The 13,353-nt window shown below is 58.3% G+C and carries 16 protein-coding genes; all 16 read right to left on the reverse strand.

Translation table 11 applies throughout. The features are described 5' to 3' along the window. Positions 1–25 precede the first annotated feature (25 nt). Positions 26–790: an undecaprenyl pyrophosphate synthase gene (uppS, locus tag PHU01S_RS12280; RefSeq protein ID WP_049867534.1), complete on the reverse strand. Its 765-nt coding sequence runs from the start codon at positions 788–790 to the stop codon at positions 26–28. Between the two features lie 118 nt (positions 791–908). Further along, a complete protein-coding gene (gene frr, locus PHU01S_RS12285; protein ID WP_048747542.1) occupies positions 909–1,463 on the reverse strand; it encodes a ribosome recycling factor in 555 nt (184 codons plus the stop codon). A gap of 1 nt (position 1,464) precedes the next feature. Continuing rightward, a complete protein-coding gene (pyrH, locus tag PHU01S_RS12290; RefSeq protein WP_048747540.1) occupies positions 1,465–2,193 on the reverse strand; it encodes a UMP kinase in 729 nt (242 codons plus the stop codon). A 146-nt stretch (positions 2,194–2,339) separates the two neighbouring features. Then, a complete protein-coding gene (gene tsf, locus PHU01S_RS12295) occupies positions 2,340–2,990 on the reverse strand; it encodes a translation elongation factor Ts (protein ID WP_048747537.1) in 651 nt (216 codons plus the stop codon). A gap of 142 nt (positions 2,991–3,132) precedes the next feature. Further along, complete coding sequence (gene rpsB, locus PHU01S_RS12300) at positions 3,133–3,831, reverse strand: 30S ribosomal protein S2 (protein WP_048747535.1); 699 nt, start codon at positions 3,829–3,831, stop codon at positions 3,133–3,135. A 191-nt stretch (positions 3,832–4,022) separates the two neighbouring features. After that, positions 4,023–4,688, reverse strand: coding sequence for an MltG/YceG/YrrL family protein (locus PHU01S_RS12305; RefSeq protein ID WP_127507819.1), 666 nt, complete (start codon positions 4,686–4,688; stop codon positions 4,023–4,025). After that, positions 4,678–5,217 (reverse strand): hypothetical protein, encoded by a 540-nt coding sequence (locus PHU01S_RS12310; RefSeq protein ID WP_048747531.1) that lies wholly within the window; start codon positions 5,215–5,217, stop codon positions 4,678–4,680. The genes PHU01S_RS12305 and PHU01S_RS12310 overlap by 11 nt, the downstream gene beginning before the upstream one ends. 33 nt (positions 5,218–5,250) lie before the next feature. Beyond that, positions 5,251–5,568: a hypothetical protein gene (locus PHU01S_RS12315; protein WP_021879147.1), complete on the reverse strand. Its 318-nt coding sequence runs from the start codon at positions 5,566–5,568 to the stop codon at positions 5,251–5,253. A 9-nt stretch (positions 5,569–5,577) separates the two neighbouring features. Next, the gene (locus tag PHU01S_RS12320; RefSeq protein WP_048747529.1) at positions 5,578–6,981 is read right to left on the reverse strand and encodes a flagellar assembly protein A; all 1,404 of its coding nucleotides are present in this window, start codon (positions 6,979–6,981) and stop codon (positions 5,578–5,580) included. 13 nt (positions 6,982–6,994) lie between these two features. Beyond that, entirely contained in the window at positions 6,995–7,783 is a 789-nt protein-coding gene (locus PHU01S_RS12325) for a FliA/WhiG family RNA polymerase sigma factor (RefSeq protein WP_048747526.1), read from the reverse strand. A 72-nt stretch (positions 7,784–7,855) separates the two neighbouring features. After that, positions 7,856–8,320 carry a hypothetical protein gene (locus PHU01S_RS12330; protein WP_127507821.1) on the reverse strand — a complete coding sequence of 155 codons (465 nt, stop codon included), beginning with the start codon at positions 8,318–8,320 and terminating at the stop codon, positions 7,856–7,858. Positions 8,321–8,322: 2 nt separating this feature from the next. After that, positions 8,323–8,817, reverse strand: coding sequence for a chemotaxis protein CheD (locus PHU01S_RS12335; RefSeq protein WP_048750056.1), 495 nt, complete (start codon positions 8,815–8,817; stop codon positions 8,323–8,325). Beyond that, positions 8,814–9,434, reverse strand: a complete 621-nt coding sequence (locus PHU01S_RS12340; protein WP_048750058.1) for a chemotaxis protein CheC — start codon at positions 9,432–9,434, stop codon at positions 8,814–8,816. Before PHU01S_RS12340 ends, PHU01S_RS12335 begins: the two co-directional genes overlap by 4 nt. A gap of 5 nt (positions 9,435–9,439) precedes the next feature. Continuing rightward, positions 9,440–9,901, reverse strand: a complete 462-nt coding sequence (locus tag PHU01S_RS12345; RefSeq protein ID WP_048750064.1) for a chemotaxis protein CheW — start codon at positions 9,899–9,901, stop codon at positions 9,440–9,442. A gap of 23 nt (positions 9,902–9,924) precedes the next feature. Next, complete coding sequence (locus PHU01S_RS12350) at positions 9,925–11,979, reverse strand: chemotaxis protein CheA (RefSeq protein ID WP_048750065.1); 2,055 nt, start codon at positions 11,977–11,979, stop codon at positions 9,925–9,927. A 38-nt stretch (positions 11,980–12,017) separates the two neighbouring features. After that, positions 12,018–13,340, reverse strand: coding sequence for a protein-glutamate methylesterase/protein-glutamine glutaminase (locus PHU01S_RS12355; protein WP_127507823.1), 1,323 nt, complete (start codon positions 13,338–13,340; stop codon positions 12,018–12,020). Positions 13,341–13,353 lie beyond the last annotated feature (13 nt).

Consider the following 13,353-nt stretch of genomic DNA (forward strand, 5'->3'; position numbering starts at 1 on the left):
AAGGTCCTCTTTCAAAAGCGGATCGTTAAATGCCGCCGAATCGCCTTGCTCGCCGCTGATATTCCGCAATGGCTTCCTGGAACAATTCTTCCGTGAACGCCGGCCAATAAACATCGGTGAACCACAGTTCGCTGTAAGCCATCTGCCAGAGCATGAAGTTGCTTAGACGAAGCTCTCCGCTCGTTCGGATGAGCAGGTCAGGATCCGGCAAGCCGCTGCTGAGAAGGCGCTTCGCCATCATCTCTTCCGTGATGTCTCCCGGCTCCAGACCGCCGTTTCTCACATCCTCCGCCAACGATTTGACCGCATCCAGCATTTCGGAGCGGCTTCCGTAATTCAAGGCAAAGTTGAGAACCAATCCGGTATTGGCTTTTGTTTTTTCAATCGCTTCGTCGAGCGCCGCCAAAGTGAAGTCCGGCAAATTGCCCCGGTAGCCCATCATTCGGACCTGAACATTGTTCTCGATGAGCTCTTCAAGCTCAAGCGCAAGAAACTCCTGCGGAAGCCGCATCAAAAAATCGACCTCTGTCTTGGGCCTCTTCCAGTTCTCGGTCGAAAAAGCATACAAGGTCAAATATTTGACTCCGGCCCGGTCGGCGGCCATCGTCACCTTCTTGACCGCTTTCATGCCCGAGTGATGGCCGGCAATCCGCGGCAATCCCCGGTTTTGGGCCCATCTTCCGTTGCCGTCCATTATGATGGCCACATGTTCCGGAATATTGTCCAGGCTCGTGGGGTCCGCCACCTGCGGAGATGCCTTGCCGCGCTTCGACCATAACCGCTCAATCATCCTGATTCCTCCCCGCCGGCAATGACTTTAGGCTGGCAGGCTCCTCGTAGGAGCCATGATGCAGGCAAACCCCACCTGTCGGAGGGGCTTGGATCTGATCTGTGCCGGCATTCCCGGCCTAAACTTCCATGATGTCTTTTTCTTTAACCGCAAGCACCTTGTCGACTTCAGCGACGAACTTGTCCGTCGTTTTCTGAATATCTTCCTGATGGCGCTTGGACTCGTCTTCGGAAATTTCCGTTTTTTCCAGCTTCTTGATCGCATCGTTGGCATCGCGGCGGATGTTGCGGATGGCGATTTTCGCTTCCTCGCCGAATTTTTTCGTCATTTTGACGAGCTCCGAGCGACGCTCTTCGGTCAGCATCGGCACGACGATCCGAATCGAAGACCCGTCGTTGGACGGAGTCATGCCGATATCCGATTTCATGATCGCTCTCTCGATATCGCTGAGCGACGATTTGTCCCAAGGCTGAATGAACAGCGTGCGGGAATCCGGCGTATTGATGTTCGCCAATTGGTTGAGGGGAGTCAATGCCCCGTAATACTCGACTTGAATGCGGTCCAGCAGAGCCGGGTTCGCACGGCCGGCACGAAGCGTGCCGAGATCGCGTTTCAAGGCTCCGATGGCCTTTTCCATTCTTTCGGATGCGTCTGCTTTGATTCCTTGCGGCATCTTATTGTGCACTTCCTTTCACGATCGTTCCGATTTTCTCTCCCAGGATGACCCGCTTAATATTGCCTGGAATCGTTATGGCGAATACGACGAGCGGAATATTGTTGTCCATGCAGAGCGAAGTGGATGTAGAATCCATGACGCCAAGATTGCGGTTGAGCACATCGAGGTAAGACAGCTGATCGAACTTCTCTGCGGTTTCGTCCTTGAACGGATCGGCGGAATAAACCCCGTCCACTTTGTTCTTGGCCATCAGAATGACCTCGGCTTCGATTTCAGCCGCGCGGAGCGCAGCCGTCGTATCCGTAGAGAAGAATGGATTGCCGGTTCCGGCCGCGAAGATGACGACGCGCCCCTTCTCGAGATGGCGAATCGCGCGGCGGCGGATATACGGCTCCGCGATTTGCTGCATGGCGATCGAGGTCTGGACACGGGTCGGCACATCGATGGATTCGAGCGCATCCTGCAGAGCCAGCGAATTCATCACTGTAGCCAGCATGCCCATGTAATCCGCTGTCGCGCGGTCGATTCCTTTGGCGGTGCCTGCGATACCGCGCCAGATATTCCCTCCTCCGACTACGATAGCCACTTCGACGCCAAGCTCCACGACTTCCTTGATTTGCTGCGCGATGGACGAAATGATCTCTGCCTCGATGCCATAGCCAGCCTGCCCCGACAGCGATTCACCGCTGACCTTCAGGACGATCCGTTTGTAGACGGGATTCTCCAACGTCAATACCCCCATGTAATACCCAGATTTGCTTTCCTTCAGCCTTGTCCGCGGACAAAGCAAGAGGCGGGGCGGACGCCCCGCCCCGCCTGCTGCGTTCGGTTGATCAAAGCGTTCCGTGCGGACACGGAACGCCTGGAGACGACTTACAGTTTGGCTTGCGCCATGACTTCTTCAACGAAGTTGTCGACTTTTTTCTCCAGACCTTCGCCGAGCTCGAAACGAGCGAAGCGGCGGATGGAGATGTTCTCGCCGATCGTGCTGATTTTTTCGTTCAGCAGCGTTGTGATCGTCTTGTCCGGATCTTTGATGAAAGCTTGCTCCATGAGGCAGAACTCCTCATAATATTTGCTCAGGCGGCCTTCAACCATTTTCTCGACGATATGGGCAGGCTTGCCTTCGTTGAGGGCTTGGGCTTTAAGGATTTCGCGCTCTTTTTCCAGTTCAGCCGGATCGACTTCTTCACGGCGAACATATTTGGCGCCTACAGCTGCGATTTGCATCGCGATGTCCCTGCAGAATTCGCGGAATTGATCCGTTTTGGCAACAAAGTCCGTCTCGCAGTTGATTTCAACGAGAACGCCGATACGGCCGCCGGCGTGGATGTAGGATTCAACGACGCCTTCCGTAGCTACGCGGCCGGCTTTGTTGGCAGCGGCTGCGAGGCCTTTTTCACGAAGCAGCTCGGCTGCTTTCGTCAGATCGCCGTTTGCTTCTTCCAATGCTTTTTTGCAATCGAGCATTCCTGCACCCGTTTTTTCACGGAGTTCTTTGACTGCGCTTGCGTTGACCGCCATGATTTATTCCTCCTGATTGCCTTTGTCAGGCGTTATGTTCGTGTATACTCTCAAAAAAAGGGCGGCGAGGAGGCTTTCACCTTCTAACCACCCTTTGTTGTCTTCATCCTGATAACCTGCTCAGAACAGCTTAAGCCGTTCCTTACGCGGTTGTTTGCTCGCCTTGGTTGGCTTCTACGATCGCATCAGCCATTTTGCCCGTAAGCAGCTTGACAGCGCGGATAGCGTCGTCGTTGCCCGGAATGACATAGTCGATCTCGTCCGGATCGCAGTTGGTGTCTACGATGCCGACGATTGGAATGCCCAGCTTGCGGGCTTCAGCCACGGCGATGCGTTCTTTGCGCGGATCGATGATGAACAGCGCGCTAGGCAGCTTGCGCATGCCTTTGATGCCGCCGAGGAACTTTTGAAGACGGTCTTTTTCTTTGCGAAGAATGATGACTTCTTTTTTAGGCAGGACTTCGAACGTGCCGTCCTCTTCCCATTTCTCCAGTTGACGGAGACGGTCGATCCGTTTTTGGATCGTGGAGAAGTTGGTCAGCGTGCCGCCGAGCCAGCGTTGGTTGATGTAGTAGTTGCCGCAACGCTCTGCTTCTTCCTTCACAGAGTCCTGGGCTTGTTTCTTGGTACCTACGAACAGAATCGTACCGCCGTCTTCAGCCACGGAGCGGACGAAGTTATAAGCCTCTTCCACTTTCTTGACTGTTTTTTGCAGGTCGATAATGTAGATTCCGTTACGTTCCGTGAAGATATAGCGATCCATTTTAGGGTTCCAGCGGCGAGTTTGGTGACCGAAGTGCACACCAGCCTCGAGCAGCTGTTTCATGGAGATCACTGCCATCCTCAACACCTCCTGATTGGTTTTTATTTGTGTCCTCCGCCGATGTCATCTTCCGGCAAGACTCCCCATTGGGAAGCACCCTTGTCAAAATTAACCGGCGTGTGTTTTTAACACCGTCAATTACTATAGCATACTGCCTGCCCTCTTGCAACCTTCCATGCTTGCTTTTGCAGGCGGGCCGTCATGGCCTGCTAGCCGCCGGAGCCGATTCTCTTTTTCGCCTCGTCAGGGTCCATAGGCTGGCCCGTCACGATTTTTTTCACGGCGGCGAGATCCTGCGATCCCTTGAACGAAAAATAGCCGGCCCGGACCGTGCCCGGTGAGCCGCCCTTCTGCATGTAGGCTACGAAATCTTCGCCTTGTTCGACGACTCCGCTGCTTTCCAGCAGCTTTCCGACCGAGGTCAAATCCGAATTCGGCGGAATTCTCACGATGACCGCTTTCCCGTTCGCGCCGCTTTTCGCTGCCTTCGTTGACGAGGAGTCCTGCTTGGCGGGAGAAGGCTTAGCCGCCGGACTCGGAGACGGGCCTGGGCTCGAAGAAGCGCCGGCAGTACCCGATGCAGGCTTGGACGGGGACGCGGCCGGCTGATTGCCGCTTTCCGGAGAAGCGCCTTCGGGGCCGCCCTCTGTTTCCCGTTCCCGCAGAGCTTTCTCGACGGCGGCTTTTACGAGCAGATCGGCTTCCTCTTGCGTATAAACCGCGCGCTCCTCGCCGCTGCCCGAATCCGATGCGCCGGATTCGACGCCCGCCCAAGTCGCCGACTGCGCTTGGCCGGCATTCATCAATTGAAGCAAAAGAGCCCCGGCCATCATGCCGACGCCCAGTCCGATCCAAAACGACCTCTTACCTCGCATTTACCGATTCCTCCTGCCTTGCAAGCTGCTGGATAAGCAGCACCTCTCCTTTATGGATGCCGAGCTCCTTGGCGATCTGGTCCACGGATCTCCCCTGCTGCTCCAAGTCGAACAGCTGCTTGAAGCGAGCCCGGATGGATTCCGGCGCTTGCAGAGGCCGGCCTGCTTCCTCCCCTTGCATAGGCGCAGCTCCGGCAGCCTCCTCCTGTCGTGCCGCCTGAGCGGAGCCGGCGCCGGCTGAGATCGCTTCCTGAAGCAGCCTGCACTGCTTCTCCAGCTCCTCGATGCGCTGCTCCCTCAGCCTCGCCTCGGCCTGTTCCTGCTCTCTGGAGGACTTGACCAGCTCGCCGAGGCTCCGATTGCTTTCTTCCATATTTTCCATGAACTGCTCCAGCGCGTTCTCCATCTGCTCAAGCCCGCTGTCGCGGGATACGCTCTCCGCTGAAGGCTTCTTTCCTCGGCGGGGCGCCGCAAACGCCCATACGAGGACGACCGCCCCCAGCAAAACGATATACTGCCATGGCTGCATCTACGATCTGTCCTCCTTGCTGCCGGGCTTCAGCTACAAGCTGAAGTCCACATGCTTTCCCTTGAACGGATGGACCCCTTCCGCCTGCGCTCCATCCTCTTTGCCGCCAGCCGGATTCCTTGCCGCCTTGTCACGGCCGGCTCTGTTCCCGGAGCTGTCCTTGCCCGTGCGCAGATTTCCCTTCGTTTCCACTTCTGTCGGACTGCTGCGGTTCTTTTCGCTCCGCTTGGCCGTGTCCTGCTCCTGAGAGCGGGCCTCTGCGGCAAGACGGCTCTGGTAATAGCCTTGCTGGGTTCCTGCCTCATGAACTTTCGGAACGGAAACCTGCAGGTCGACCGGTCGATACGTCATCAGCGCCGCCTACACGATGGAGCCCATCGTGATTTCCCCGTCGATGTAGCGGAAGCTGACACGAGAGGCGGGATCCTTGATGAAACGGGTATACCTTCCGATTACGATCCGCGTCCCTCCATATACGGTTCCGGACACCTCGACCCGTGCCGTGCTGGAATCCTCCAGCGAACGCTCGATCTCCAGCACCCGGTCGCGGACTTCGTCCAGCTCGGCCGATGTCTGCTTTTTGGTCGCTCCGAGCTTGATTCGCAGCGCGAGCTTATCCGGAGAAATCTGGCCGGTAGCAGCCAGCTGGTCGAGAAGAGCGAGTGCCTTCTCCGTTTTATCGAGCGCTTCTCCGTGCGTTTTCATTAGTTTGCGGAGATGGAGCAGTTCCTGCCGCAGTTCCGGCCTGACGCCGACTTCTATGGAAGTCGCCGTCGACATCCCGTTGCCGATCGTCCGGGCCTTGACCGCTTCGCCGGCTTGAACGGATCCGCCGACGATCAGCCCCTTCGCTCCAAGGCAAATGACATTCTCGCCCGCTTTCACCTGGGAGTGCATGATGCTCTGGCTGACCTGGACATCCTCGCCCGCCGATACGGTTCCATCCTGAACAAATGAGCAGCGGAGCGACTTGCCGCACTTGATGCTTCCTTTGTTGCCGGCCATGATGCCGCCCGTAATCTCGATCGATCCGTCCGACTCAAGCTCAGCGCCTTCCACGCCCCCGACGACCCGGATATCGCCGGCAGCCCTTACTTTGAAGCCGTTCAGCACGTTGCCGCGAATGACGACGGTGCCGACGAAGTCGATATTGCCCGTTCGATAATCCACGTCTCCATTGACCTCGTAGACCGGGAACACGTTGATGGTTTCGCTGCCGGTCAGCGTGAACACCCCGTCGAGCGCGGCATACACCATCGTGCGCTCCGGATTGCACACCACATTTTTGCCGACCTTAAGGCGCATATCGCGGCCCCGCTTGCCCGCAACCGGCTCGCCGGCAACATTTATGCCGGCTTCTCCGTCGCCCGGCTCTATTTTGCGCGCGACCAGCTGCCCGCGCTGCACGTTGCGGATGCGGTTGACTTCCTTGAAATCCACCTTGCCGCTATCGTTCTCCTCCGGCTTGAAGCCGTCGCTCAAGTCGATTGCAAACATGACGCGGGCATCTGTGCCCTGCCTGGCAGGCAGCCCCTTGGCCACGACCGTTTCCTTGACGCTGCATGCCGCGGGATCGCCGGCGATCGCTTGCAGGGCTTCCGGCAGGATGCCATAGGAGATTCCGGCCTGCCGGACAAGCCGCTCCAGTTCTTGAGCCGTAACGGAAAAGTCGTCGTCGCAGCGTTGAAAATGAATGTAACCGGTCATTCGGTCAGGCGACAGGCTTACTTTGAGATAAGATTCCAAATCAAGCTGCTGGTTCATCGCTTTTCCTCCTTCAGGAGTTCTGCATCAGTTGATCTTTCTGCTTGGAAAGCGCTCCTCTCAGGCGAAGGATCGCCTTGGAATGAAGCTGAGAGATGCGAGAGGGGGACAGGGACATGACTTCGGCGATCTCGCTCAAGGAAAGCTCTTCATAATAGAAGAGAGAGACGACGATCCGTTCTTTTTCCGTCAATCGCTCGATTCCTTTCACGAGGGATTCCTTGAGAAAAAATTCATGCACTTTATGGTCCGGATTTTTCGCTTTCTCGTCCACCAGCAAGGACATTCTTGTCTCGCTCTCCTCCTCGCGGATCGGATCCTCAAGGGAACAGACCGTCGTGACGGCGATTTCCTGCAGCATCGTCGTGAACTCCCTTTCCGATACTTGAAGATAAGTGCTGATTTCAGCATCGGACACGGACCGCAAATACTGCTGCTCCAGATGCTGATAGGCTTCCTCTATTCGCTTGGCCTTTTCGCGGACCGAACGGGGGACCCAGTCGCCTTGCCGGAGGCCGTCGATGATGGCCCCCCTGATGCGCCAGGAAGCGTAGGTTTCGAATTGAAGGCCTCGTTTGTAATCGAATTTATCGATCGCGTCAATCAGCCCCATCGCGCCGTTGCTCGCAAGATCGTCTTTGGATACATTTTTGGGCAGGCCGATCGCCATTCGGTTCGTCACGTAATCGACCAGCGGCAAATACTGCTCAATCAGAGCCTTCTTCGCGTCTATATCCTGCTCTTCCTTCCATTTCTCCCACATCGCCATGTTGGACAAATGAGGCGCTTTCGGCTCTGTCATGGCTTCCAAGCCTCCTTCAGGATTCACCTCGCGGTTATTCCAGCCGTTAGGATGCATGCCTGCAGCCTAATGCTACTGCTCTTCTTCTCTGCTAATATGACGGACAGCCTGTGCAAGCTCGTCCGGCTCCATGCCGGAAGGAACCGATTTCAGCCGGGCCGGCTGCAGCGGCTGGAAGCCGCTGTTCTGCTGCTCCGGAGCCAAGGAGGCGTCCACGCCTCCGGAGCCGTCCGGCTGCCTCGATCCTCCGGCAGGCGGCCGCAGGCCTTGAAGGAGCAGCTCGTTCAAATCCTCCCCATTCGCGGAAAGGTCCAGATGCTGCCCGGCTGCCGCTTCCTCCCCGACTTCCCGGTCGGGCTGAGGGACGGTCTGCTTCAGCAGAACCCGCAATGCGTAACCGATCGCCCAGAAGGCCGCGGCAGCCGCCAGAGCCCGGGTCGCCGCGGCGTCGATCGGATTGCGTCCCAGGTTGATCGCCGCCGTCAGGACCGCTCCGAGCGCCGCCGACCATGCATTGATGCGCCATGTACCTATCACGCCTACAACTCCTTTGTGCCCTGCTGGACGGAGCGAACATGCAGGATGCCCGTGCCCGAATCCAGCTCGATCGTTCTGCCGTAGCTGCCGCCCGTATCCTCGGCGAGGATGGGAATGCCGTAGCTGGCAAGGACGGCCGTGCAGCTTTCCACATTGCGGGGGCCGATCCGCAGCGAATCATTGGCCGACAAGGCCGCGAACATTTGGGCGCCGCCGGCCATCTTGGCCGACAGACGGCCAAGGCGGGCACCCGCCTTCTGCATTTCTTCAATCAACAAGGGAAGAGCGGTGTCGGCGTATTTGGCCCGGTTGAAATCCGCTTCCCTGGCGATCGAGGAATTCGGGAGCATGACATGGGCCATTCCGCCGATCCTCTTCTCTGCATCGTACAACGTCAGCCCGACGCAGGAGCCGAGTCCCGTCGTACGGATGGCGCTGCCGTCGAGAGCGATATTGAGATCGGCCATTCCGACTTTCACGACTTGCTGCTGGATCATTCGAGCGGCACTCCTAGCGAGCGGAAGATAGTGGAGAACGATTCCGGGTCCGGAATCAGGAAGAACTGGCCATCCAGAACTTCCCCTCCGTCAAGAAATTTGGTCTCGATCAGCAGCGCTGTGTCGCCCATTTCTCCGTATTGCATAAGCCCGTACACGAGAACGGCTCCCGCCATGTCCATCGCTACGGCAGGTACGCTGGGCGCCAGGCTCAGCTTGGTGAGATCGGCCAGCGAAGATAAATAGGAGCCTGCGAGAATATTGCCGATCTCTCCGATGGCGGACAATTCCATATCCGAGTATTCGAGATCCTCTTCGACCTCCATCGCCGCAAGCCTGCGGAGCATCTTCTTGGCCGCGACCGGATTCATCAGAAAGAACAGATTGCCGGGAGCCTCCCCTTCCACGCGGAGAAACACCGCCATGACCAGCTCCTCGGCGCCTCCGGCCCGTTCCGCGACTTCCTCGAACGGCACCAGGCTCACCTTCGGCACGGCCATGTCGACCGGCTTGTTCAGCAAAGTGGACAGAGCCGTTGCCGCGTTGCCGGAGCCGATGTTGCCGACTTCCTTCAGGACATCCAGTTCGAAGTCGGCCAGCTTGTCGAGTGTGCTCAAATCGGTCAAGCCTCCATTTGCTCCAGCTGCACGATTTCGTTCTTGTTCAGCACTTCCGACAGGTTGAGCATGACGAGAAGCCTGCCCTGAGGCGTCTTGGCGATTCCGCGCAAATACTTGGCCTGGATGCCGCCGACGACTTCAGGCGGAAGGTCGATGTTGTCGGTGTTGATGTCCGTCACGTCGTTGGCGCGATCGACGACGAATCCGACCTCCAGCTCTCCGGAGCGCACGATGATGATGCGGGTCTGGTCCGTCGATTCCGTCTCCTCCAGCCCGAAGCGGCCCCGAAGATCGATGACCGGAACGACGACGCCGCGCAGGTTGACGACTCCCTTCACGAAGGCAGGCGTCTTGGGCACGCGAGTGACCGGCATGAGCCTTTCCACCGTCTTCACTTTATCGACCTCGATGCCGTATTCTTCTTCTCCCAGCGCAAACACGATTACTTTCAGTTCTTCTCCCATATCCGTTTGCCTCCTCCGATAGATTATTTGAACAGGGCGTTCGGATCGATGATGAGGGCGACCTGGCCATCGCCGAGAATGGTCGCTCCGGATACGGCCGGAATCTGGCCGAGATAACCGCCCATCGACTTCAGCACGATCTCGCTCTGGCCGATGAAGTCGTCCACGATGACTGCCGCCCATTTGTCGCCTTTGCGGATGACAAGATACTCGCTCTCCAGCTCTTCTTCTTCGTTGAAGTCGGCTGTTTCGAGCACACTGCCGAGAGATACGAGCGGAATGACCGCATTGCGGTATGTAATCATCCGGCTGCCATGCACGTTCAGGATGCTGTCCCGGCTGAGAATGCCGGTCTCCACGATGGAAGAAAGCGGAATGGCGTATTTCTCCGAGCCGAGCTTGATCAGCATCGCGGTGATGATCGACAACGTGAGCGGAAGCTGGATGCTGAATTTGGAGCCGATGCCGGCCTTGGATTCGACCGATACGTTGCCGCCCAAGGAAAGGATTTTCGAGCGGACGACGTCGAGTCCGACCCCGCGTCCCGAAATGTCCGAAATCGTATCCGCCGTGCTGAAGCCGGGCGCGAAGATCAGGTTGTTGATTTCGTCCTGTGTCATCCGCGCCGCTTCCTGCGCGCTGAGCACCCCGTTCTCGACAGCCTTGGCCTTGACCTTCTCGGAGTTGATGCCCCTTCCGTCTTCCTCCACCTCGATAAAGACGTGGTTGCCGCTATGATAAGCCCGCAGGAATATCGTGCCGGTCTCCGGCTTGCCTGCTTCCAGGCGGCCATCCGTCGTTTCCAGGCCATGGTCGAGGGAGTTGCGGAGCAGATGGACGAGAGGATCGCCGATCTCGTCGATGACCGTCCGGTCCAGCTCGGTGTCGGCGCCGACGATGACGAGATCAACCTTTTTATTCAGGTTTTTGGCCAGATCCCGCACCATGCGGGGGAACCGGTTGAAGACGGAATCGATCGGAACCATGCGGAGCTTGAGCACGATGTTCTGCAGATCGCCGCTGATGCGGGATAGATGCTCGACCGTTTCGCTCAGCTCCGTGCGCCCGATCTCGGAAGCGAGCTGCTCCAGCCGGACCCGGTCGATCAGCAGCTCGCTGAACAGGTTCATCAGCGAATCCAGCCGGTCGATGTCCACCCGAATCGTCCGCGATGCGGCCGGAGCAGCCGGAGCCGATGCAGCCGCCGTCTGCCGCTTGGCTTCCGCGGCTGCGGAAGACGCGGCTTGAACGTCCGCCGTCCTTGCTTCCGCCGCTTTTACGGCTTCAGGAATTTCAGGATGGGCCAGCGCTTCCAGAGCGGCTTCGTCCAGAAGGCTGGCGGCGGCTGCGGCAATTTCGGAAATGTTGCCGGCTCCTTCCGCAATGGCCTGCTCGTCGGAGGCTGTTACGAGAATGACGGTGAAGGACTTGTCGAACTTTTCCTGCTCGAGATCCGTCACCGAAGGAATCGATTTGATGACTTCGCCGTGCTGTTCCAAGAAATTGAAGACCATATAGGATCGCGCTGCCTTGAGCACGCAGGAATCCTCCAGCTCGATATCGAGCCGCACGGCTTTAAGCCCGCTTTCGACCGACTGCTTGAGCACCGACAGCTGGAATTCGTCCAGATCGGCGGAGGCTCCGTTCTCATTCTTGGCAGCGGCTTGAGTTCCCGCCGCCGCGTCCTTGGCCAGATAACTGCCGTCGACGATGGATTTCAGGGAGGACAGCAGCTCCGCGACATCGGCTTTGCCGGCCCCTCCAGCCGTAATGTCGGCAACCATCGTCTCCAGAGCGTCCAACCCTTTGAAGAGCACATCGAAGATGAAAGCGTCCATCGTCAGCTTGCCGTTGCGGACAAGATCGAGGACATTCTCCATCTCGTGGGTGAGGGAAGCGAGATCCTCGAATCCCATCGTCGCCGACATTCCTTTCAGCGTATGGGCCGAGCGGAAGATGATCTGGACAATGCCGATGTCGGCCGGATCGCTTTCGAGCTTCAGGAGATTTTCATTGAGTGCTTGAAGATGATCATTGGATTCATCGATAAACATAGACAGATAAGCGTTCATATCCATTACAGGTCCACCTCCTGAACTAAGTTTGCTGTCCTGCCCTACCGGCAGCGCCGGGCAAGCTCTCCTGCAATTTGGAAAAGCGGCAGCACCGTCTGCGAGCCTCCGAGCTCAACCGCGCTGCGAGGCATTCCGTACACCACGCAGGTTTCCTCCGACTCTGTGATCGTGCTGGCCGCACCGCTCTCCCGGAGCTCCAGCATGCCTTTGGCTCCGTCGCTGCCCATTCCGGTAAGAAGAACGCAATGGCGCTCCAGCTCCGCATAGGGAACGATGGAGCGGAACAGCACGTCCACCGAAGGACGGTGCCCGCTGACTGCCGGCGATTGGGTCAGCCGGATCCGGTAGCCGGATCCGTCCTTCTCGAGCTCCATATGGCTTCCGCCGGGGGCGATGTAGACACGGCCGGCAAGGACGCGCTCGCCCTGCTCCGCTTCCGTCACCTCGATCATGCTGCCTGCTTCAAGCCGTTTGGCCAGCGATGCCGTGAAGCGGGGAGGCATATGCTGGACGACCAGCACCGGAGCCGGCAAGCTTGCCGGCAGCGAGCCGATCACTTCGCTGAGCGCTCGCGGGCCGCCGGTCGATGTGCCGATGGCGACAATCTGCGTCCACTTTTCTCTGGAAGCCAGAGATTTGTGGGCCGATTCCTCGGCTGATACAGGCGGAATGGAAGCCGGCCCCGTCTTCGCAGGCCGCGAGGCGCCTGAAGCCGGCCGTGCGGCCCGCTCCTTGGAGAGAGGAGCTTCGCTGGGACTTGCTGATCTGCGCTTGGCATCCGCAACGGGAGGAATCCGCGTCTTGCGCGTCTCGCCCGGCATCTCGCGGGCTGCGCTGCGCGGGCCTGGAGCGGATGCAGGCTTCGCCTGGCCGGCGGCTTCGCCTGCCTGCTTGCGTGCAGGCAGCTCCTTCTTCCCTGCCGCCTCCCGCGCCGGAAGGCGAGGATGGATGAGCCGGCCTCGGAATTGAAGGGCGGTATGCAGCTTCTCCCTCAGCAGGCGTCCGATCGTCTCAATCTCCCCTGGCGGCGAAGCCGGAGAAGGCTTGCGGATGAAATCGAATGCTCCCTGCTGCAGCGCGGCGATCGTGAGCGAAGTATGCTCCTCGCTGATGCCGGAGAACATGATCACCGGAAGCGGACGGCTCTCCATGACCGCCACGAGAGCTTCGAGTCCGTTCATCTCGGGCATCTCCAGATCCATTGTCATGGCATCGGGCGCGAGAAGCCTTGCGGCCTCCAGCGCTTCCTTGCCTGTCGCCGCCGTCCCGGCCACCTCAAAAGCCGGGTCCTTCAGGATCAAATCCCGAATTATGGCGCGCATGAAGGCGGAATCGTCCACGATCAAAATACGGAACTTCTCCATCTCCTCATCTCTC

Origin of the sequence: Paenibacillus humicus NBRC 102415 (assembly GCF_004000905.1) — a bacterium.
In the GTDB taxonomy this organism is placed as follows: Bacteria; Bacillota; Bacilli; order Paenibacillales; family Paenibacillaceae; genus Paenibacillus_O; species Paenibacillus_O humicus.